Source organism: Streptomyces sp. NBC_00440 (assembly GCF_036014215.1).
Classification (GTDB): Bacteria; Actinomycetota; Actinomycetes; order Streptomycetales; family Streptomycetaceae; genus Streptomyces.
Genome location: NZ_CP107921.1, coordinates 4,464,940 through 4,486,616 on the forward strand (window position 1 = coordinate 4,464,940; position 21,677 = coordinate 4,486,616).

Annotated in this window: 13 protein-coding genes and 1 tRNA gene; 3 read left to right on the forward strand and 11 right to left on the reverse strand. The window is 68.9% G+C overall.

All coding sequences use genetic code 11. The features are described 5' to 3' along the window. Positions 1 to 143: 143 nt before the first annotated feature. The 4 genes from OHB13_RS20175 to OHB13_RS20190 form a co-directional block, all read right to left on the reverse strand. Positions 144 to 1,076, reverse strand: a complete 933-nt coding sequence (locus OHB13_RS20175; protein WP_328378030.1) for an FkbM family methyltransferase — start codon at positions 1,074 to 1,076, stop codon at positions 144 to 146. Positions 1,077 to 1,216: 140 nt separating this feature from the next. Continuing rightward, positions 1,217 to 1,978, reverse strand: coding sequence for a glycosyltransferase family 2 protein (locus tag OHB13_RS20180; protein ID WP_328378031.1), 762 nt, complete (start codon positions 1,976 to 1,978; stop codon positions 1,217 to 1,219). A 3-nt stretch (positions 1,979 to 1,981) separates the two neighbouring features. Further along, the gene (locus OHB13_RS20185; protein ID WP_266854855.1) at positions 1,982 to 2,770 is read right to left on the reverse strand and encodes a GntR family transcriptional regulator; all 789 of its coding nucleotides are present in this window, start codon (positions 2,768 to 2,770) and stop codon (positions 1,982 to 1,984) included. Positions 2,771 to 3,320: 550 nt separating this feature from the next. Beyond that, a complete protein-coding gene (locus OHB13_RS20190) occupies positions 3,321 to 7,361 on the reverse strand; it encodes an NACHT and WD repeat domain-containing protein (RefSeq protein WP_328378032.1) in 4,041 nt (1,346 codons plus the stop codon). Between the two features lie 454 nt (positions 7,362 to 7,815). Here OHB13_RS20190 and OHB13_RS20195 point away from each other — a divergent pair, with 454 nt between their 5' ends. Next, positions 7,816 to 8,313 (forward strand): hypothetical protein, encoded by a 498-nt coding sequence (locus OHB13_RS20195; RefSeq protein ID WP_328378033.1) that lies wholly within the window; start codon positions 7,816 to 7,818, stop codon positions 8,311 to 8,313. A gap of 264 nt (positions 8,314 to 8,577) precedes the next feature. Here OHB13_RS20195 and OHB13_RS20200 read toward each other — a convergent pair whose 3' ends face one another. From OHB13_RS20200 to OHB13_RS20215, 4 genes are all read right to left on the reverse strand, one after another. Further along, on the reverse strand, positions 8,578 to 10,206 hold the full coding sequence (locus OHB13_RS20200; protein WP_328378034.1) for a class I adenylate-forming enzyme family protein: 1,629 nt from the start codon (positions 10,204 to 10,206) through the stop codon (positions 8,578 to 8,580). A 363-nt stretch (positions 10,207 to 10,569) separates the two neighbouring features. Continuing rightward, positions 10,570 to 13,752: a type ISP restriction/modification enzyme gene (locus OHB13_RS20205; RefSeq protein WP_328378035.1), complete on the reverse strand. Its 3,183-nt coding sequence runs from the start codon at positions 13,750 to 13,752 to the stop codon at positions 10,570 to 10,572. A gap of 557 nt (positions 13,753 to 14,309) precedes the next feature. After that, positions 14,310 to 14,383: transfer RNA gene (locus tag OHB13_RS20210), tRNA-Pro, on the reverse strand. A gap of 113 nt (positions 14,384 to 14,496) precedes the next feature. Beyond that, positions 14,497 to 15,435, reverse strand: coding sequence for a metallophosphoesterase (locus OHB13_RS20215; protein WP_328378036.1), 939 nt, complete (start codon positions 15,433 to 15,435; stop codon positions 14,497 to 14,499). 77 nt (positions 15,436 to 15,512) lie between these two features. Here OHB13_RS20215 and OHB13_RS20220 point away from each other — a divergent pair, with 77 nt between their 5' ends. After that, positions 15,513 to 15,977, forward strand: a complete 465-nt coding sequence (locus OHB13_RS20220; RefSeq protein WP_266854848.1) for a GatB/YqeY domain-containing protein — start codon at positions 15,513 to 15,515, stop codon at positions 15,975 to 15,977. Positions 15,978 to 16,211: 234 nt separating this feature from the next. On the opposite strand, the gene OHB13_RS20225 is transcribed toward OHB13_RS20220, so the two are convergent. Beyond that, positions 16,212 to 18,476 carry a transglycosylase domain-containing protein gene (locus OHB13_RS20225; RefSeq protein ID WP_328378037.1) on the reverse strand — a complete coding sequence of 755 codons (2,265 nt, stop codon included), beginning with the start codon at positions 18,474 to 18,476 and terminating at the stop codon, positions 16,212 to 16,214. Between the two features lie 412 nt (positions 18,477 to 18,888). On the opposite strand from OHB13_RS20225, the gene OHB13_RS20230 reads away from it, so the two are divergent. After that, complete coding sequence (locus tag OHB13_RS20230; RefSeq protein WP_164258855.1) at positions 18,889 to 19,236, forward strand: WhiB family transcriptional regulator; 348 nt, start codon at positions 18,889 to 18,891, stop codon at positions 19,234 to 19,236. Between the two features lie 27 nt (positions 19,237 to 19,263). Here OHB13_RS20230 and OHB13_RS20235 read toward each other — a convergent pair whose 3' ends face one another. Beyond that, a complete protein-coding gene (locus tag OHB13_RS20235) occupies positions 19,264 to 20,718 on the reverse strand; it encodes an ArsA family ATPase (protein ID WP_266854843.1) in 1,455 nt (484 codons plus the stop codon). Further along, positions 20,715 to 21,674, reverse strand: coding sequence for an ArsA family ATPase (locus tag OHB13_RS20240; RefSeq protein WP_328378038.1), 960 nt, complete (start codon positions 21,672 to 21,674; stop codon positions 20,715 to 20,717). Before OHB13_RS20240 ends, OHB13_RS20235 begins: the two co-directional genes overlap by 4 nt. Between the last annotated feature and the right edge of the window lie 3 nt (positions 21,675 to 21,677).

Consider the following 21,677-nt stretch of genomic DNA (forward strand, 5'->3'; position numbering starts at 1 on the left):
GTCGCGGAGAAGCGGTCTCCGGCCCGGAGGTCCGTATCCCCGATCAGTGGTCACCATCGTCGCCGGTGCGGCCCGCCCTTCCCCCGGCGCAGGAAGACCCGCCGGTGCGGCCCTTCCCCGTCGAGGGAAGACCCGCGCCGGCGTCAGTCCAGCACGTCGGCGTCGATGCGGGAGAAGACCAGCTCCGTCTCCCCGACGACCGGCCGGTTCCACCGGCGCGGCGGCTCCGGGTGGCGCAGGGCGCGTGGGTAGCTCTCGGGCCGGTAGTCGTTGGGCAGGCGGTACGCGTGGAAGCCGCGGCTTCGCATGGTCTCCATCAACTCGTCCACGGAGTGGCCGAGTTTGGTCATGCGCTCCGGTGTGACCTCCACCGCGATCTCCACGTCCTGGCGCATCCGGTCGAGTACCGGGGCCAGCCCGCGGACCACGCCGCCCTCGGCGCCCTCGACATCGATCTTGACGACACGGGCCCGGGAGATCTCGTCCGCCTCCAACAACTCCGCCAGCGGGTACGCCTTCGCCTCAAAGGCCGACTCGGCCGGTCCGTCGTACGGCACGATGGAGTTGGCCCCCATGTTGGCCGAGCTGGCGAGCACGAACGTCAGCGTCTCGTGCCGGTCCGACACCGCGGCGTTCACCGCGCGAATGTTGTCGCAGTTGTTGAGTGCCGCGTGCTGGAGCACCCGCTCGTGGAACGCCGGTGACGCCTCGACGGTGACCACCCGGCCCGTCGGGCCGACGAGCCGCGATCCGAGCAACGCGAAGTAGCCGACATTCGCACCGACGTCTATCAAGACATCGCCGCTGGTCAGGCGCCCCTCAAGCCAACGGGTCATATGCGGTTCCCACACGCCGGACAGCTGGACGAACCGTTGGATGAGATCCCGCGAATCGCAGGCCATGAGCGCGCCGAACCGGGTCGTGACCACGCGCCGGCGCGGGTGGTCACGGAGGTACGGGTTCAGGTAGGTGGCGACGAGAGGCCCTTTGAGGAAGGAGCCGGGGGCGTTGCGGACGTATCCGCGGCCCAGCGTGGCCATGAGGTCCGATGCGCGAAGGCGGGCGGCAGGAGGCATGTCGTGACGGTATGAGGCGGACCGGCCCCCGGCAACAGCCGATGTCCCAGCCGGGAAGCCGAGCCGATGCTCCGGCCCGGAAGCCGAGCCGGACACGTGAAGTACCGCCGGGACAGGCCCGAACTGCCCGGCGCCTCCGGTCACTCCTTGCTGACCGGATAGCGCCACTGGAAGGAGCCCAGCGCCCGCGCCCGGGCCTCGACGATCGCCATGCGGGCGTCCCGCTCGGCGGTGTCGGTGTGCGCCGCCTGCCCGGTGGCCTGGCCCTCCCACTTTCGGTAGAGGAGCCCCACATCGGACGAGAACCAGCCGCGCGCGACCGAGTTCAGGGCGAGCAGCAGGCCGGTGTCCTCGGAGGCCGGAAGCGCCATCCAGCCGCCGAGGGCAACGAGGAGATCGCGGCGTACGAACAGCGTCGCCGGGTGGACCTGCGCGCGGAAGTCGTGCGCCGCCCAGTAGTCGAGAACGGCCCCGCGGTCGACCGGCCCGTGGTCCGGGTCGCCCGGGAAGCCGGCGGTCGACCCGTCGGGGAGCAGATCGAGTACGCGCGAGGTCGCCCAGCCGATGGCCGGGTCGGCCTCCAGCGCCGCGAGGTCGCGGGCCAGCGCGCCCGGGGGAAGCTGATCGTCGGCATCGAGGACTTTCACGTACTCGCCGTCGGCGCGCGCCAGGGCGATGGTGCGCGCGACTCCGGGACCACCGTGGCGGCCCTGGCCGAAGGTGATCCGCTGGTCGTCGGGGACGTACGGGGCGACTTCGTCGGTCGTGCCGTCCTCCTGGATCAGCCAGTGCCATTCCCAGCCGCCGGGGAGCTCCTGGGCGCAGAGGGATGCGTACGCGTCCCGCAGGAACCGGGCGGAAGGGGCGTGCACGGCCGTGACGATGATGATGCGCCGGGTCACGGCTCACCACCTTTCCAAGTGAGTGGTGAAGAGCGTTTCCGTACGGTCACCGGGGAGCGTGACGTCCGACATCTCGGCGATGAGGCCTCCGGTGTCGACCAGGGTCTTGCGGAGCACCAGGACCGCTGTCCCGGGCGGCAGGTCCAGCTCCTCCGCCTCCTCGGCTGTCGGCGGACGGGCACTCACGCGCTCCTCGACGCGGTCGATCTCGACGCCGACGGTGTGGAGCTGGTTCCAGGTGCCGCCGGGCCAGGGCTCCTTGGTCTCGTCCAGGAGGTCGGGGTTGCTCTCGATCCGCTCGCGGACCAGGTAGGACGTGACCAGGCTGAGGGGCGCGCGCTCGGCGCTGTAGCGCGTCCGGTAGGTGCGCTCGACGAGGACCGTCCCCTCGGCGATCCCCATGGCCGCCGCGATGTCCTCGTCCGCCGTGATCTCGCGATAGGCGGCGCGGAAGACCAGGTCGTCGACCTCAAGTCCGGTGTCGTGCTCCGTCGCCCCGGTCTGCGCCCGCTTCTCGTGCGGCTGGCGTGCCCGGTCCTTCTCCCACTGATGGCGGGCGTTCGTCCGCTGCACCCGCGTGCGAGCGCGACGGACAAAGCTGCCGCGGCCGTGCACCTTCTCGATCAGCCCCTCGGCCTGGAGGAGACGCAAGGCGTCCCGGACCGTCGGCACGCTCCGCCCCGACTGCTCCGCGAGCCTTGTCTCCGCGGGCAGTTGGTCGCCGGGCCTCAGCCGGCCTGTACGGATGGACTGCCGGAGCTCGTCCGCGATCCGCTCGTACGCCTTGGCCACTGGTGTCCACCGCTCCCTTGGTCCGACGCCCTCACCCTACGACTCCTCAAGAGGTCCTGACGAGTGGAGTCGACGGGCGGGCGGGCCGCGGCCCGCTGGTGCCATCGGCAGGTCATGGGCAGCAAGTCATGGGCAGCAAGTCAGGAGGGGAAAGTCATCAGCAGCGAGTGATGAGCAGTAAGCGATGAGCAGCAAGTGACGGGCAAGGGGCCGTCCTTGTGGAGGCGCTGTTGGCCGAGGAGGGCGGGCCTTTGGTAATTCTGGAGAATCGAGGATCAACCGCGACCGGATATCGCGGGAAGGCGCGGGATGCCGCTTTCTTGAATTTTCTTCAATCTTCTTGAATTTTCTTCAATGTGGCCGGCCGCCGATGTGCCCCGTGTCCGTAACGGCATGACAACGCCCGATCGCTGACGACGGGGGATGCATCAGCGATCGGGCTGTATCCAACAGTAACAAGGCTTGCCTGCGCAGGGGGAGAACTGCTCGGCCACAAAGCGGAGTTGTGACCTAGATCACCAGTAGGGGTTCACGCGGAGCCCCGGCTCCGTCACTGATTGCATGGAGGGTCGTACGGGAGGCGGGGAAGATACTCGTGCCATTTCTGCGGCGTCAGGACGCCCCGTGTGAACGAGCAAATGCGACTGATCGCCTTGTCGGGATCGAGGTTCCACAGCCGGACGCTATCGGCGCCGCTGGACACTCCGAGCAGGTGGGTGTTGGGGCTGAACGACAGGAAATTGCCCGTCTTGGCATTAGGGCTCAGCGATTGGCCGATGGGGGTGGCCCTGGCCGGGTGGGTGACCTGCCAGAGCCGGACCGTGTCGTCGTTGCCGCCGCTCGCGAGGGTGTGCCCGTTCTGACTGAACGTCAGGGACACCACCGCTTCGGTATGGCCGGCGAGGGGCGGGCCCAGCCGTGTGGCCCTGCGAGGGTCGGTGACGTTCCAGAGTCTGACCGTGCCGTCGTCGCTGCCGCTGGCCAGTGTGCGGCCGTCCGGGCTGTAGGTGACCGCGTTGACGGGCCCGAGGTGCCCCTTCAGCGGTGCGCCGAGCAGGGTGGCATGACGTGGGTCGGCCACGTTCCAGAGCCGGATGGCGCCGTCGGCGCTGCCGCTCGCGAGAGTCCGGCCGTCGGGGCTGAAGACGAAGGCGTTGACCCAGCCCGTCTGGCCGCTGAGCGGTGCGCCGAGCGGACGGAGACGGGCCGGGTCGCTGACGTTCCACAACCGGATGGTGCGGTCGTCGAGGGCGGTCGCCAGTGTGTGGCCGTCCGGGCTGAACGCCAGCACGTCGGGGCCCGCGAAGCGGGTCCGCAGCGCGACGGGCGGACCGTAGGGGACCGGCCGGGCCGGGTCCGAGACGTTCCACAACTGCACCGCTCGGCTGCCGGTCAGCACCGCGAGTGTGTGTCCGTCGGGCGAGAACACCAGCGAACGCACGTCCCCCTTCCCGGGCATGAACGGTGCACTCAGCAGCACGGGCGAGTTGGGCGTCTGCACGTTCCACAGCCGGATCTTCCCGTCGCGCGAGGCCGTGGCGAGCAGCCGCCCGTCCGGGCGGAACGCTCCGATCCGGCCGATCATGTCCGACGTCGGTATCGACCACAGGCGGACCTTGTTGTCACCGCTCCCGGTCGCGAGGGTCCGCCCGTCGGGGCTGAAGCCGACGGCGTACATCTCGCCACTGCTGCCCGAGAGCGGCTCGCCGACCTGGGAAGGAAACGCCGGATTACGGACGTTCCACAGGCTCGCCGTGCTGTCCGCGCTGCCGGCGGCGAGCTTGGTTCCGTCGGGGCTGAAGGCCACTGACCAGATGGGGCCGGTGTGGCCGGTGAGGGGCGCGCCGAGCGAGGAGGCATGGCGCGGGTCGGTCACGTTCCAGAGCCGGATGGTGTTGTCCGCGCTGCCGCTGGCGAGAGTGCGGCCGTCGGGGCTGAAGGCCACGGAGTGCACCGTGCTCGTGTGGCCGGTCAGCACCTTGCCGACCGGTTTCGGGTGACGCCTGTCGGCCATGTTCCACAGCCGGATCGTGCTGTCGTCACTGCCCGCTGCCAGTGTCCGTCCGTCCGGGCTGAACGCCACGGAGCGCACGGCGGCGGTGTGGCCCGTCAGCGTGCCGATCGCCTTCGGCCGGCTCGGGTGGTCCATGTCCCACAGCCGCACGGTGTGGTCCTCGTCGGCGGAGGCCAGCGTGCGCCCGTCGGGGCTGAAGGCCAGGAGGTACGACGTGCCGCCATGGCCGGTCAGCGGCGTGCCCAGCGGCTTCGGCCGGCTGGGATCCCGTACGTTCCACAGCCGGATCGTGCCGTCGTCCGACGTGCTGGCGAGGGTGTGCCCGTCCGGGCTGAAGACCGCACTGCTCACCCAGCTCGTGTGGCCGGTGAGGGGCTTGCCCAGCGGTTTGGGGTGAGTCGGGTCCGCCACGTCCCACAGCCGGATGGTCCGGTCGTAGCTGGCGGTGGCCAGGACCCGCCCGTTCGGGCTGAACGAGGTGAGGTACACGGCGCCGGTGTGGCCGAGCAGCGGCGTGGCCAGCGGCGCGTTCACGATCGAGATCAGACGGTTGTTGGTGGCCTCGTCGAGCGGCCGCAGACGGTGTGCCACCAGGTCGAGCTGGGCCGACAAGGACGGATCCGTGAACTGGACGCGATCGGCTTCGGCCACCACCTGCTCGAACACGGCATCGTCCCGCTGCTGCCGGGCGACCACCGCCGAACCGGCAGCCACCATCGCCAGGACGACCAGGGCCGCCACCGCACCACGGCTGATCCGGACGGTGCGCTTGCGCAGCCTGACCGAAGCGGCCAGGAACTCCACCGCGCTCCGGGTCAGGAAGGGGTCACCGGCGGACTTGACCCAGCTGCGGGCCTGCTCCAGACGCGAACCCCGGTAGAGGAGTGAACTGTCCCGGTCCGTGCCCTCCCAGGCCCTGCCGTCCTCCTCCAACTGCTGGCGGAGCAGGTTGCCGTTCCTGTCCTCGCCGATCCAGTCCCGCAGGCGCGGCCAGGCGTGGAGCAGTGCTTCGTGGGTGATCTCGACGGTATCCGCGTCGAGTGTCACCAATCGGGCGTTCACCAGCGCTTCGAGCGATTCCTCCGCCTTGTGACGGTCTGTTGACTCCTCCGCGAGCTGGCGCCGCGTCTCCCGCCTGCGGGTGGCCTGGGTGTCCTCGCCCACTCGTACCAGCCTGAGGAGGAGCAGTCTCGTGGCCGTGCGTGCTGCCGGGTCGAGGCTGGACCAGGCCCGCTCGGCGGACGCCGCCACCGCACCCTGGATTCCGCCTGCCGCGCTGTAGCCGGCCAGCGTCAGCCTTCCCGCCTTACGCCGCTGCCAGGTGGCGAGCAGGGCGTGGGAGAGGAGCGGCAGCACGCCCGCGTGCGTACCGCGGGGACCGTCGTCGCTCACTTCCCGGACGATCAGTTCGGCCAGCCCCGGTTCGAGCTCCAGACCCACGGCCTTGGCCGGGCTCGTCACCGCTTCGCGCAACTCCGAGGTGGTCAGCGGCCCGAGCACCATGTGCCGGTGTTGCAGCGCATCGGCCAGTTCGGGGTACCCCAGGCACTGCTCGTAGAAGTCGGCGCGTATCCCGAGGACTACGAGCACGGGGGCGGGTTCACCCGTGTCCTTCGGCGTGCACGCGGCGTGCAGGAGCTGGATGAAAGTGCGCTGGTTCGTGGCGTCGGAGCCGAGGGTGAAGACCTCTTCGAACTGGTCGACGATGACGACCGGACGGCCGGGGGACGATGTCTCGCGATGCGCCCACGCGGTGACGGCCTCGCGCGCCGCGCGAGCGAACCGGCGCGTACCGGGCACTCCGGCCGGCCGCTCCCCGGCGGGCCGCACCTCCCGCCCCTGCGCCTCCGAAACGACGTGCGCGAGCTCAGGTATCCGGCGGGTCAGCTCCGCGAGAGGATCGTTTCCCGGCACCAGTTGGAGCACGTCCCCCGCCTGACCGCCTCCGTCGCGCAGCGCGCCGTCCCGCAGCGCGGGCACCAGGCCGGCATTCAGCAGGGAGGACTTTCCCGACCCCGAGGCGCCCACGAGCATGACCAGGCCGCCCGTACTTTCGGCCGACCGGAGCTGAGTAACGAGGGCGTCCGTGCTCCGGTCCCGGCCGAAGAACCACCTGGCGTCCTGCCGGCGGTACGGAGCCAGCCCCCGGTAGGGGCACACCCCACCCGGGACGGTCGGGGCCTCTTCACCCGACGGGCGTCCCTTCTCTTCCGCGGATGCCGCGGGGTGCTCGCCGACCGGGTCGGCCACCGCGCGCTCCCACAGACGCTGCCACTGGGCCAGGTCGTACAGGCCGGCGGAGACCGGCACGGGCTGCGCGCGCCGTGCCTGAGGTATCAGGACGTGCAGCACCGCTGCGAGGGCGACGAACTGGGCCGGCACGTTCCTGGCCCGTCGCCAGTCGCTGATCCGCTGCGCGGACACCCGTACGGGCCGCCCTCGTTCGTCGGCCCGCTGGAGCCGGACGACCGCGTCGGACACGCTCTTGAGGGGAGGGTTGCCAGCCTCCTTGTAGAGGAGCGCGAGACGCTCCGCCAAGGCTGTGCGTGCCCCTGAGTCGGAACTCAAGGTCTCCACTCCTTACTTCCCCCCACGCCTGGCTTCCGGACCGGAAAACTCACCTTATAGGGCTGACCTGGGGTTAGTCGTCGGCCAGGCGCCGGAACATCCTTGGCGGGCGCCGTAGATGGCAGGATCACGTCCCAGCAGCGCATCAACCGGGCGTCGCCCGGCCAGCCGACCAGCTCAGCGCTCGGAGAGACGCATCATGACGCCGCATGTTCTCGGTCAAATTCCACCGGAGTTACGAGAGAGCGGCGGCGGTCTCGCCGCCTGAGCCCGAGAGACCCGTGGAGCCGTCGTCCCGTCCGGACGGCTGCCGTACCGACCACGTCGAACATCGACTCACGTCGAACATCGACCACGGCGGACACGGGTCGAGCCAGACCTCGATCCACGCCGGTACGACGACACGGCACGGATCGACGCCGCTCGCGTCGTTCAGCACCGGTCCCCACGAGGGGAGGGACCGGTGCCGGACGACGCGGCGTATGCAGACAAAGAGGCCGTCCTCTTACGAGAGGGCAGCCTCTTCGGCGTGTACGGCGTGTACGGCGTGTACGGCGTGTACGGCGTGTACGGCGTGTACGGCATGCGGCAAAGGCAGCTCTGCGGGAGCTCCAGCGGCAGCTCTACGGGAGTTCTACGGCAGCTCTACGGGGCTGCTGACACCGGCGGTGATCGTGAGGAGATCCGCGGTGCTGGCCTTCAGAGCCTGGGTGAAGTCGTCTCCGAGCTCATCCGGGCGGGCCACACCGTCACCGCCCTGGCCCGCTCCGATGCCTCAGCCGCCCGCCAACTCCTCGGCTGGACAGCGACACACCGGAGCCTGCTGGAGGACCTGGAAGAGGGGCGACTACTTCGCCGAGCCCACCGGCACATCCGTGGACCGCTGGGTCTGAGGTCCAGGGGTCGCTTCGGTCGCTTCGGTCGCTTCGGTCGCTTCGGGCAGGCGGGCCGGCGTCAGTAGTGCCCGGTCAGAAATGAGACGGCGGCGAGTTGTCGCTCGACGCTTCGCCGTCCTCCGGACGCCGACCACGAACCTGGGCGACCTGACAGCGCCCGGGCACCAGCACCTTCTCCGGCCACCCGAAACCCGGGTGGAAGCCGTCATGCTGCCCGTGGCCGACGGGCTGGACCTCCGCTCGCAAGCGGGACGGCCAGCGGGAGGGAAGAGCCCGGAGCCCAGGGGCCCGGTCGCGCGGCGTCGGCTCTTTCCCTCCCGCCGCGGCGACTACGGCGTGGCCTCCAAGGCCGCACCCGTCCACGCGGCGCGCAGTGCCTTCTTGTCCACCTTGCCGACCTTGGTCGTCGGCAGCCGGTCCAGCAGGACCGTCTTCCGGGGCGTGTACAGCTCTCCCAACTCGGCGGTCACCGAGGCACGGACCGCATCCGGGTCGATGTCGGCGCCCTCGGCCGTGGCGAGGAAGATCTGTACGGCCTCCCCGTACTCCTCGTCGGGTATGCCCAGAGCCGCCGCGTTGCGCACACCGGGCAGCGTGAGCAGGAAGTCCTCCAGGACCCGGGAGTAGACGTTGTCGCTGGTGCTGCCGGTGACGATGATGTCCTTGGCCCGATCGACGAGATAGAGGTACCCCTCGGCGTCGAGGTACCCCACGTCCCCGGTCCGCAGCCAGCCGTCGTGCAGCGCCTCAGCGGTGCGCTCCGGGTCCTCGTAGTAGCCGAGCATCACCGTCTCGCCCCGGACACACACCTCGCCGACCTGCCTGACGGCGAGCGCCACCGCGCTGCCCTCGTCACGGATCTCGATCTCGGTGTCGGAAATCGCGCGACCGCAGCTGCGCCAGAGCTCGGGCCGCTGGGCTCCCTCCGATGCGAGCGCCTCCGCGCTGAACGCTGCGATCCCCAGCGCCTCGGACTGCCCGTACCCCTGGCTGAGTACGGGCCCGAAGACCTCGACCGCCTGCTGCAGCCGGCTGGGCGACGAGGCCGCGCCTCCGACGACGATCCGCCGCAGTGCGGGGAGAGCCCCCGGCACGCACTCCGGGTGGTCGAGAAGCGCGTACAGCATCGGCGGTACGAACATGGTGGCGGTGATCCGCTCCTCGCGCAGCACCGCCAGCGCCGCGCCCGCTTCGAACTCGGGCAGCACGACGAGGGTGGACCCTGTCACCAGCGCCTGAATCGTGGTGAGGTGGCCGCTGCCGTGCGTGAGCAGTGTGGAGGCGAGCACGCGATCCGTGCCCGGATCCATGGCCGGGAAGGGCGTCGGCCGGGAGCCCTGCAGAGCTCCCTCCACCAGGCCCACCAGCGCGTCATAGAGCCGGTGGCTGTGCGCGGCGAGCTTGGGACGGCCCAGGGTGCCGCCGGTGTAGAGGACGGTGACGGCCTCGTCCGCTCCCGGCGCGGGCACTCCGTCGGGGCGCTCCGCCGGGCACTCGGCCTCCAGCGCCAGCAGGTCCGCACACCGCTGCTCACAGGGCCCGAGGCTGAGCAGCACGGGGGCGTGAACGCTGCGGCCGGCCGCGTCGGCGGCCCGCTCCGCGAACAGGGGGTCGGTGACCACGGCGCGAGCCCGGGACTGCTCGACCAGCGCGGCGAGTTCGCCGGGGCCGGGCTCGGGCGGCAGGAACACGACGCGGCAGCCGATGAGATGGACCGCGAGCTGCACCAGGACGGAATCCACCCGGTTGGCCAGGAACAGCCCCACTCCGTCGCCGGGTTCCAGCCCCTGCCGGCGCAGCGCGTGCCCCAGACGGAACAACCGCTGCCGAGCTTCCCCCCGGGTCAACCGCTGCGCACCCTGGACGAGCGCCTCGGCGTCCTCGTCCTTGTGCCAGTGCTCCAGGATGTGGTCCACGTACGTCCGGGGCTCGGATATCCCGTGTGCGTTACTGATCATGAACATATGCAAACATGCCGCCCAGGAGCCATTGCAGCGCAGGGGGCGTTTTTGGCCATCGGGCGGTGGAGTACCGTGCCCCGGCCCGGGACGGGCAAATTACCTCTCCGCAATCGGTGTTGCCAGGTGGCGTCGTCCGGTGAGGAGAGGGCACAACGAGGACGCCGGGGACTGGCGGGTCGACCGCCACCACTGGTGGACACATGTCCGTTCAGGGCGACGGACTGCACTACCCCTTCGGTGTCGGAGGCAAGGAGCTCATGCACGGTGCGCAAAGCGGTTTGCGCCAGGACTGACGCGTATTACGCAGGCTGGTTCTGCCGGAGCGACGGGCCCGACAGTAGAAACGAGCTGCTGTTTCGCTCACAGGTCGAATAGCGCGTCGCCCGCGTCCGATGTCGCCTTCAGTGCCTTGGTCGCCTCTGTGGGCACGGGAAGGACGCCCGCCGTGGTCAGATCTGCCACCGTGATCAGTTGGCCCGCGCACACCTCATTGAAGAGATCGGCCTGCGCCGGCTCCCCCTGCACGAGCAGGCCGAGGACGTTCAGCAGCTCCAGCAGTTCCGTGGTCCATGAGGGAAGCCAGCGCCGAGCGAACTCATGGTCCAGTTCGAGGCGTCGCTTGCCGGCGGGGTTCCTTCGGCGGTAGCCAAACCACTTGTCGAGAACGTTCATCCCGGACACTTCGTACTCCCGGACCGCGAGAGGCACCGGACTGATCCGTCCACTGCCGACCCACAGGTCCTGAGTCACGGGGTCGTACGCCAACTTCTCCGGCATGGCTTCCGTATCGTCCGGAATCTCCGCGACGCATCGGGGGCGGTCGCGTGGCAGCAACACCCTGCCGTACGGCCTCCCAGCTGTCTCGTCGGCATACCGCTCGCCGTAGGTGTGCAGCCACAGGACCCGCTGGCCGATGGCAACAGCCTGCTCCCACAGACAGAGGTCAGCGGTGAGGGGTATGCGCGGGCCAGGGACTTCGAGGTCTTCCTGGAATCGGGACGTGTACTCCGGATGGGACGCGAGTGCGGCAATGTAGGCCAGGAGGTCTTCAGCGACGACCGGTACTCCGAACCGCCTGGCGAGCAGGGGGAGTAGACCGGGCGTGACGTTGGGCAGCGTGCCGGCGGCGTTGCGGTAGAGAGGACGGGCGCAACCGCTGCGGTTGTTGAAGTAGTGCATGTCGGGAATGAGGGCACTGAAGACCAGCGCCGGCCCGTTGGCCAGCGGGTGGGCATTCTGCTCGACGGTGTAGACCTGCCGGTCGCTCCGGACTCGCCAGAGGTCTGGTCTGCCGCGTTCCATCAATCGGCTGTCCGGCAGGACATACTGCCGGTCGAACGACCGGAATCCTATACGCACCGCTTGAGTGTTTGTCCTGTGCTCGGTGGCGAGTGTTGTCCGGCCATGCGATTCCACCCCGGGCAGGGGCGGGACACTGTCATCGGGCGTTCGCTCTCCCGAGTCTCCGAGCATCTTGGCGCGCCTCTCGGTGTCCGCAGCGACGAAGCGCCGCCACCGTTCATGGAGCGTGCCCTCGTCCGGCGCATAGACCCACATGCGCCCCGGAGTGACGCCACGTGATGACCACGGCATCAGATCTCTCAGCTGCGGGCAGGACTCCCACAGGTCGCTGCCGGGCGGCAGGAAAGCATCCGTCTTGCCCGTGGCGCACTCGCGCCATTCGGAGTCGTCGAGCCTGAGGGCCGCCAGACGTTCGATCTTCTCGTCGCGGCGCCCGGCGACCTTGAGGTGCCTTACTTTTGCGGTCTGCTGCTCTGTCCGCGGCCTGGGGCTGTTCCGCCATCGTACGAAGATCGCGATGCACAGCTCCTGCGCGACCTCGGGGAATATGCGGGTCGCGACATCAGCTCGGTGGCCCTCCGGCGACAGGTCGATGATCCAGCCCTCGTCGGCGGTTTCACGCAGATAGCGCCGCATTCCGGCGAACGCCCGCCCTTTGAGCCATGCCTTAGGAGTGATCAGCGCGACCACGCCGAAAGGTACGTCGTCGTGTGCGTCGAAGACCTTCCAGGTGGCCCAGCGCCAGAAGTAGACGTAGAGGTTGGCGATCTTCGACTCGTACCTGCCGTTACCGGGTTGCCGGAAGGCCCCCAGCGGGGCAGGGATGTCCGCCTCGGGTTCCCCTCGCTCCACCCACTTGCCCGCACCCCGTTTCACGGCGTCGTGGGGCGGGTTGCCCATGACGACCATGACACGCTCGTCTCTCTTTACCTGGTTGGCCTGGCGGCGGGATTCTGCGAGTGCTCGGTAGGTGTGGGGGATCCAGTTGAACTCAGCTGTTGGGCTGTCCAGGGCATCGGCCACCAACAGCCTGAGTCCCTGGGCGGGGGCCGCGGACCCATACTTCTTGAGCATGGCGTGCATGCGCAGTTCTGCGACGGCGAACGGGCCGACCTGCATCTCGAAACCGACCAGTCGACGCCCCGCCATCTCTCGCAGGCGGGGGCCCACCGCGCCTGGTCCCTCTTCTTCAGCGATGGTCTCGGCAGCGAGCTCCAGTGCCGACAGCAGGAAGGTGCCGGTGCCCATGGCCGGATCGACAAGGACCACATCAGGGGAGGCGAAGCCGGAAGGAATATGGAAGCCCTCCCGCCTCAGGACGTCCTCGACCAGCCGGGCCATGGCCGAGACGACGCCATGTGGTGTGTAGTACGAGCCTGTACGTGTCCGCAGCTCAGGGTCGTAAATCTGAAGGAAGTGTTCGTAGAGCAGGAAGTAGGCATCGCCTGTTCCGTCGTCCAGCACGTCCCACCTGACCGCCCCGATGACACGGAGCAGTGTGTTGAGCGTGGTGGAGAGGCCCGCGACCGAGTCTCCGGCGAGGACATCCAGCGCCTGGCCCATAAGTGAGTGCTTCTTGCCCAGCTTCGTGGCGATACTGTGCATGGTCTCGCCCTCGAAGGTGATCTCCTCCACCCGAGCGAGCAGAAGCGCGAACACGACGGCTTGACCGTACTGTTCGATGAATTCGGCGTCGGTCGCCTCCGGGAACAGCAAGTGTCGCCAGTCCTTGGCCAGCTTTGTAAAGGCTGGCAGACGGCGTCGGCTCCTTTCCTGCGCGATCGCCTCACCGACCTCTTCCGACAGCAGTTGGCACAGTCCTGCGACTGCTCGGATGAGCTGGCTCGTGGTGCGGGGCGTCTGCGGCTCCCAGGTCAGGAAGTCGTACAACACCCGCGCAAGCGCCCCGTCGGCGGGAGCAAGCCGGGTGCCGGAGGTGAGGACCGAGCCGCGCAGGTAGGCCACTTCTCCAACCTGTTGGCCCTGCTGGTGGACAGAAAACTCGTTACCGTCACAGAGCAGTACGTTGTTGAGCAGCCGTAGTTTCGCCCACTGCCCGGCGTTGCGGCCTGTGTAGACGGACGGGTCGGCCTGGGTGCCCGGCTTCTTGAGCTCGACGTAACCGACGAGAGCGCCGCCGACCTCAACCGCATAGTCAGGGCGGGCTCCCATGTCGACGAGCGGAACCTCGCCGATGAGGGTGACGTCCAGACCGAGGCCACGGCATACGGACCGGATCATGTTCTCCAGCGGCCCCCGGAGCTGGTCCTCCTGCCACCCGCCGCCTCTCAGCTTCGGCGTGACCTCCGCTCCAAACGCGGACACAGCGGCCTGGACTGCCTGTTCGAAGCTGTCATGGATCCTGCGTCGGGCACTCAAACCGCCTCATCCCCCAAGGCGGGCAGATCCGGCCGACGTCAGGTCGGTGCGGCTATCTGCCGCACCTTGCTTCCGTCGGGGTCGGACTTCATTCCGGCCCTCGCTGTTCCATGACCGTAGGAGGGGAGCGCGGGGCGCAAGGAGGGTGCATGCGAGGGCGCATGGAGGCGCGTATGTGCGCAATATGCGCCGATGCCGGACTGGAGCTGAGGCGTTGGATGCACCCGGCCAGGAAGGGCCGTCGCGAAGCGGCGGGCGTTGTCCGGTGCGGGGATGTGGTGATCAGGTGGGTGCGGCTGCCGCTCGCTGGGAGACCCCGACCAAGATCTTCTCCCAGATTTCTCCCAAGCGATCTCCAGGAACCAGTCAGGGACCCGACCCGCACTGCGGATCAGGTCCCTGACCTGGTGTTTCAGCTGTCGGGGTGGCGGGATTTGAACCCACGACCTCTTCGTCCCGAACGAAGCGCGCTGCCAAGCTGCGCTACACCCCGATTGTCGCTCGCGTGGCGGCGACATCGTTTACTTTAGCGGACCCGTGGCCTGAGACGAAATCCGGTTTTCCCTGGCGGGCGGGTGGGGCCGGATTCTGTCCCGGGGGGCGGCTCTACCGCCTTGCTGTGAGCGTCAGCAGCGTGGCCTCCGGGGCGCACGCGAAGCGCACCGGGGTGTAGCGGTTCGTGCCGCAGCCCGCCGAAACGTGCAGGTAGGAGCGGTTGCCGCCGGACTCGTGGGCGGAGAGGCCCTTGACCCGGTCGGTGTCCAGGTCGCAGTTGGTGACCAGCGCTCCGTAGAACGGGATGCACAGCTGGCCGCCGTGGGTGTGGCCCGCGAGGATCAGGGGATAGCCGTCCGTCGTGAACGCGTCCAGGGCGCGCAGGTACGGCGCGTGTACCACCGCGACCGAGAGGTCGGCGCCCGCTTCCGGGCCGCCCGCCACCTCGGCGTACCTGTCCCGCTTGATGTGCGGGTCGTCCAGGCCGGTGAAGGCGATCTCCATGCCGTCCACCTTCAGCCGGCCGCGCGTATTGGTGAGGTTCACCCAGCCCGCCGCATCGAAGCCGTCCCGCAGGCCCTCCCACGGGTTGTGCACCACGCCCACCGCCGGGGCCTTGCCGTTCAGGCCGTGCTTGCCCTGCGCCTTCTCGAAGAGGTAGCGGGCCGGGTTGCGGAACTTCGGGCCGTAGTAGTCGTTCGACCCGAACACGTACACCCCCGGGAACTCCATCAGCGGCCCCAGCGCGTCCAGGACCTCCGGTACGCCTTGCGGGTCCGAGAGGTTGTCCCCGGTGTTGACCACGAAGTCGGGCCGCAGCCCGGCCAGCGACTGGAGCCAGCGCTGTTTCTTGCGCTGGCCGCCGACCATGTGGATGTCCGAGACCTGGAGTACGCGTACGGGCCGGGCACCCGGTGGCAGCACCGGTACGGTCACCCGCCGGAGGCGGAACGAGCGCGCCTCGAATCCGGCGGCATAGGCGATGCCTGCCGCGCCAACGGCCGTGATTCCTGCGGTGACTTTGAGGGGGATCCCATAGCGTGCGCGCATACCTCCATCGTCGCAGACAGCGGGTCACCGCAAAATCTGTGGGCGGCGGGGGAACCGTACCTGCGACACTTGGCCGTATGACCACGCTCAAGTCCAAGCTGCACGCAGAACTCACCGAGGCCATCAGGGCGCGTGACGAGCTGCGCTCCTCGACGCTCCGGCTGACCCTCTCCGCGATCACGAAGGAAGAGGTCTCGGGTACGTCGGCTCGCGAGCTGACCGATGACGAGGTGCTGAAGGTGATCGCCAAGGAGGCGAAGAAGCGCCGCGAGGCGGCGGAGGCCTTCGAGCAGGGCGGCCGTACCGAGAGCGCCGCTCGGGAGAAGGCGGAGGGTGAGCTGCTCGCCACGTATCTGCCGAAGCAGCTGAGCGACGACGAGCTGGGCGCGATCGTCACGCAGGCCGTCGAGGAAGCGAAGGCCGCGGGCGCCGAGGGGCCGCGTGCGATGGGCGCCGTCATGAAGATCGTGAACCCGAAGGTGGCCGGGCTCGCCGACGGCGGCCGGGTGGCCGCCGAGGTGAAGAAGCGGCTCGCGGGCTGAGCCCGCCTGTTGAGTTGAGTTGAGTTGAGTGCGGGCCGGCTGAGCTTCCCTGTCGGAAGAGCCGGGTAGAGCTTCCCCGTCAGGAAAGTCGGCTGAGCCCGCCCGTCGGCAGAGTCGGCTGCGTCCGACCGTCGGAAAAGTCGGCAAAGCCGGAAAGGGAGGGGCGCTCGGTGAATTCACCGGGCGCCCCTCCCTTTCTGCTGCGGAGTGCTACGTACCGCGTCCGCCGGCCCGCTATCTCCGGTGGTGGCCGTTGTTGCCGCCGATGAAGCCCGGCGGGAACGAGATGCCGCCGCCTCCGGGCTGGCCGCCGTTGCCGTCGTCGCCGCCGTTCGTGCTGCCGTCGGTTCCGCCGTTGCCCTGGTCGCCGCCGCCCTGGTCGCCGCCGCCCGTCTGGTGGTGGTCGTGGCTCTTGCCGCCGCTTTCGTGCCCGCGCGGGACGTCGACCTTGTTGAAGGAGGGCGTCTCGGAGGGTGACAGTGCGCCGGTCATCGCCGTCTTCCAGATGGGGCCGGGGAGACAGCCACCGCAGACCTCGTCGTAGTAGTGGCCGCCGATGTTGATGTTGGTCATCGGGATCTGCCGGGCCCCGTCGCTGCCGACCCAGACGGCCGTGGCCAGGTTGGGCGTGTAGCCGACGAACCAGGCGTTCTTGCGCTCGTCGGTGGTACCCGTCTTGCCCGCGTTGTCGCGGTCGCTCAGCCCGGCCTGCTTACCGGTGCCGTCCGCGACCACGCCCTTCAGCATCTGGTTGATGGTGTCGGCCGTGTGCTCGCTCATCGCCGATGCGCAGGTCGACTTCGGCACCGGGATCTGCTTGCCGCCCGGCGCGGTCACCGACTCGACGGCGATCGGGGAGCAGTACGTACCGCGGTTGGCGAAGGTGGCGTACACCGAGGCCATCGCCAGCGGGGTCGACTCCTGGCCGCCGAGGGTGGTGGAGGGCACCGCCTGGAGCGGCTTGTTGTTGCCCCGGATGTAACCGACCTTGTTGGCCATGGTGATCGTCTCGCAGAGGCCGGTCTTCTGTTCCAGCTTCGCGAAGTACGTGTTGATCGACTTGCCCAGCGCGCTGGTCATGTCGAAGGTGCCCTTCTCCGTGGTGAGTTCGTTCCCCACGGACCAGGGGCTGCTGTCGGCCGGCTGGCTCTGGCAGTTGCGGAAGCTCGAACCGGGCAGGGAGATGTGCGAGCCCGTCGTGAAGCTCTGCGCCGGGCTGATGCCCTTCTCCAGCGCGGCGGCCGCGGTGATGGGCTTGAACGTCGAGCCCACCTGGAAGCCCGCGTACGTACCGCCCATCTTGTTGTCGACGGAGAGGTTCAGCACCGTCTCGTGCTTCGACGGGTCCAGGCCGTACGGGCGGGACTGCGCCATCGCGAGGATCTTCCCGGTGCCGGGCTGGACCTGCACCACCGCGTCCGCGATCTTGTCGTTCTTGTTGACCCGGGAGGTGGCCGCGACATTCGAGGACGCCTGGGCCTTGGGGTCCAGGGTGGTCTTGACGGTCAGACCGCCGACCGACCAGAGCTTCTGGCGCTCCTCCTTGGTCTTGCCGAAGGCCGGGTCCGTCAGGAACACCTTGCGGACGTAGTCGCAGAAGAAGCCCGCGCCCTTGACCGCGGTGATGCACCCGCTCTGCGGCCTGGTTACCTTCAGCTTGATCGGCTCGCCCATCGCCTTGTCGGCCTGGGGCTGCGAGATGGCATGGACATCGGCCATCCGCTGCAGCACGGTGTTGCGCCGCTTGGTGGCCTCCTCCATGTCATTGATCGGGTCGTACCGGCTCGGCGACTGCACGAGACCGGCCAGCAGCGCTGACTCACCGATCGTCAGGTCCTTCGCGGACGTGGAGAAGTACCGCTGGGCCGCCGCCTCGACGCCGTACGCCTGCTCACCGAAGAAGGTGATGTTGAGGTAGTTCTCCAGGATCTTCTTCTTGCCGAGCGACTTCTCGACCTGGATCGCGTACTTGAGCTCGCGGACCTTGCGGCCGAGGCTCTTCTGCTGCGCCTCGGCGACCTTGGTCGGGTCGTCGCCCGCCTCCTCGACGAAGACGTTCTTGACGTACTGCTGGGTGAGGGTCGACGCACCCTGGGCCGCGCCACCCTCCTGCGCGTTGCGGTTCAGCGCGCGCGCCACGCCTTTGACGTCGATCGCGCCGTGCTGGTAGAAGCGCGCGTCCTCGATCGCGATGAGCGCCTTCTGCATGTACGGCGAGATGTCCTGGAGCTTGACCACCGTGCGGTCCCGCTCGTAAACCGACGCGATCCGGTTGTTGTCGGCGTCCAGAATCGTGGTCCGCTGGCTGAGCGGCGGCGTCTTGAGGCTGGCGGGGATGTCGTCGAATCCCTTGACGGTGCCCTTGGCCGCGAGCCCGAGTGCTCCGGCTGCCGGCAGCGCGATGCCCGCCAGTACAGCTCCGGAGAGCGCGGCGACACCGAGGAATTTGGCGGCCTGCTGGGTCCTGGTGAGACCCCCGCCGGAGCGATTCTTTGGCATGAGGGCAGCCTACGTTGTGGAGAAGGAGCGACTTCATTCGCCGGACACGCGGACATGCCTTGGCCTAAGCTGCACCTAACTGTCACAGCAGTGCCCTCCCGTATCAAGCCCCCCGGCGCGATGTTCCCCTTCCCGAATGGGGTGAATGCGCGTCCGAATATGCCCCATGTGTAGCCCGGTGTCCGATCTGGCGTGGGTGAACCGTCCTGGTTTGCCAGGGTTATGAAGAATGTCCCCCGCTCACTCCGTTGGGTGATCTGCCGCGTACGCATAGTCCGTTCGGACCATTCAAGATTGGGCCCGAAGGGGGTGTTGCGCTGTGCCCACCTTCCGTAACGTCCTCAACTGGCAGCGGTGAATATGCCGCTACCGCCGTGGGGGAGCCTCGAATTCGGGAGAGGACGGCGCCGGGATGGGCTGGGTAACTGACTGGAGTGCGCAGGCAGCCTGCCGCACTACGGATCCGGACGAACTGTTTGTACAAGGGGCAGCGCAGAACAGGGCCAAGGCGGTGTGCACCGGATGCCCGGTGCGTACGGAGTGCCTGGCCGACGCGCTCGACAACCGCGTCGAATTCGGCGTGTGGGGCGGCATGACCGAGCGGGAGCGGCGCGCACTGTTGCGCCGGCGCCCCACCGTCACCTCGTGGCGTCGGCTGCTGGAGACCGCGCGTACCGAGTACGAGCGCAGCACGGGCATCCTGCCCGCGATCGTCGCGGACGACGAAGCGTTCGAGGAGACGTACGCCGCCGTGGGGTAGGGCGCCGGGCGGACTCCCGGGGCGGACTCAGGCCGGAGAACGACCGGTCGCGAGGCGGTCACCGATGGCCCGGAGCCCCGCCAGGTCATGGACGTCGCCGGGCAGCGCGGCCACCTCGGCCACGGCCACCTCGGGGTGGAGCGCGGTGAAACGGTCGCGGGTGCGCTGCTCACGGGCGAGCACCTGCATGCGCTCGGCGTGCAGTCGGAGCAGGCCGGCGGTCAGTGCATCGACCGTCGGCTCCGGCACGGCTTGCGCCGGCTCCGGTGTGGATTCTGGTGTGTCGGCCTCCGGGGATGTCGCTGCGGACGGCGTTGTGAAAGTCGCGGTGGGTTTCGCGGTGGCTTTCGCGGTGTGTGCCGCTGTGAATGTCGCTGTGTTCTCGGGGTTCTCAGCGTGCTCAGTGTGTTCAGCGTTCTCGGTGTGCTCAGTGTCCTCAGGGGGCTGTGAAAGCTCTGCGTGCTCCGCGGTTCCGGGCTCGGGGGAGGGGCCCGTGGAGTCACGAACTGCTTCATTCCCGGCCTCCTGATCCACAATGCCGCTGTCGTCAAGATTTTCCGCGGCGGCCAGCGCCCGCTCCGCCGTGAGCCGCGCGGCCCCGCTGCCGTGCACCCTGTTGAGTACGAGCCCGGCCAGCGGCATTCCGTCGGCGGCCAGCCGCTCCACGAAGTACGCGGCCTCCCGCAGCGCGTCCCGCTCCGGCGCGGCGACCACCAGGAAGGCGGTGCCGGGCGCCTGGAGCAGCCGGTACGTGGCATCGGCGCGGGTGCGGAAGCCGCCGAACATGGTGTCCATCGCCGTGACGAAGGTCTGCACGTCGCGCAGGAACTGGCCCCCCAGCAGCTTGCCGAGCGTGCCGGTCATCATCGACATGCCGACGTTCAGGAACTTCATCCCGGCCCGGCCTCCGACCTTCGCCGGGGCCATCAGCAGCCGGATGAACTTGCCGTCGAGGAACGACCCGAGCCGCTTCGGCGCGTCCAGGAAGTCGAGCGCCGACCGCGACGGCGGGGTGTCCACGACGATCAGGTCCCACTCGTCCCGGGCCCGCAGCTGGCCCAGCTTCTCCATCGCCATGTACTCCTGCGTACCGGCGAAGCCCGCGGAGAGCGACTGGTAGAAGGGGTTGTTCAGGATGGCGGCGGCCCGCTCGCCGTCCGCGTGCGCCTCGACGATCTCGTCGAACGTCCGCTTCATGTCCAGCATCATGGCGTGCAGTTCACCGTCGCCGGTGGCCTTGATGCCCGCCACCCGGCGCGGGATGTTGTCGAGCGAGTCGATGCCCATGGACTGGGCGAGCCTGCGCGCCGGATCGATGGTCAGCACGACGGCCCGGCGCCCGCGCTCGGCCGCCCGCACCCCCAGCGCGGCCGCGGTCGTGGTCTTGCCCACGCCGCCGGAGCCGCAGCACACGATGATGCGGGTGGCCGGGTCGTCCAGCAGCGGGTCGATGTCGAGGAGAGGCACGCTGTCCAGGGTCATGACGTGGTGTGCCTCCGCAGTTCCGTCGCCAGCTGATAGAGCCCGGCCAGGTCCATTCCGTCGCCGAGCAGCGGGAGTTCGTAGGTGGGGAGCTCCAGTTCCGCCAGTACGGCGCGCTGTTCGCGCTCCAGCTCCACCCGCTCCGCGTGGTCGACGGCCTCGGCGAGCAGCGGGGTCACCAGCTTCGCCGCGCCGCTGACGCCCGCGCGGGTCAGCGCCCTGGCCACCTCCTTGCGGCGGTCGCCCGACACGGTCCGTACGGTCTGCTCGTCCAGGAGCGCCGGGCGGACCATGTTCACGATGACGTTGCCCACGGGGAGGTCGGCAGCGCGCAGCTCGGCGATGCCGTCCGTGGTCTCCTGCACCGGCATCTCTTCGAGCAGCGTCACCAAGTGCACCGCAGTCTCGGGGGACTTGAGGACGCGCATCACGGCCTGGGCCTGGTTGTGTATGGGCCCGATCTTCGCGAGCCCTGCCACCTCGTCGTTGACGTTGAGGAAACGGGTGATGCGGCCCGTCGGCGGCGCGTCCATGACGATGTGGTCGTAGGCGAAACGACCCTGCTTGTTCTTGCGGCGTACGGCCTCGCAGGCCTTGCCGGTGAGGAGCACGTCCCGTACGCCGGGTGCGATGGTCGTGGCGAAGTCGATCGCGCCGAGCTTCTTCAGGGCCCGGCCCGCGCTGCCCAGCTTGTAGAACATCTGCAGGTAGTCGAGCAGGGCGCGTTCGGCGTCGATCGCGAGGGCGTACACCTCCCCGCCGCCGGGTGCCACGGCGATCTTCCGCTCCTCGTACGGGAACGCCTCCGTCTCGAAGAGCTGGGCGATGCCCTGCCGGCCCTCCACCTCGACGAGGAGAGTGCGCTTGCCCTCCGTCGCGAGGGCAAGCGCCAGCGCGGCGGCGACCGTGGTCTTTCCGGTCCCGCCCTTGCCACTCACGACCTGAAGCCTGCTCACGTA

Excerpts from the sequence above, each read along its gene's own strand:
- OHB13_RS20175 (WP_328378030.1), bottom strand. The coding sequence starts at position 1,076 with ATGCCTCCTGCCGCCCGCCTTCGCGCATCGGACCTCATGGCCACGCTG.
- OHB13_RS20220 (WP_266854848.1), top strand. The coding sequence starts at position 15,513 with ATGACCACGCTCAAGTCCAAGCTGCACGCAGAACTCACCGAGGCCATC.
- OHB13_RS20225 (WP_328378037.1), bottom strand. The coding sequence starts at position 18,476 with ATGCCAAAGAATCGCTCCGGCGGGGGTCTCACCAGGACCCAGCAGGCC.
- OHB13_RS20215 (WP_328378036.1), bottom strand. The coding sequence starts at position 15,435 with ATGCGCGCACGCTATGGGATCCCCCTCAAAGTCACCGCAGGAATCACG.
- OHB13_RS20200 (WP_328378034.1), bottom strand. The coding sequence starts at position 10,206 with ATGATCAGTAACGCACACGGGATATCCGAGCCCCGGACGTACGTGGAC.
- OHB13_RS20205 (WP_328378035.1), bottom strand. The coding sequence starts at position 13,752 with ATGATCCGGTCCGTATGCCGTGGCCTCGGTCTGGACGTCACCCTCATC.
- OHB13_RS20235 (WP_266854843.1), bottom strand. The coding sequence starts at position 20,718 with ATGACCCTGGACAGCGTGCCTCTCCTCGACATCGACCCGCTGCTGGAC.
- OHB13_RS20230 (WP_164258855.1), top strand. The coding sequence starts at position 18,889 with ATGGGCTGGGTAACTGACTGGAGTGCGCAGGCAGCCTGCCGCACTACG.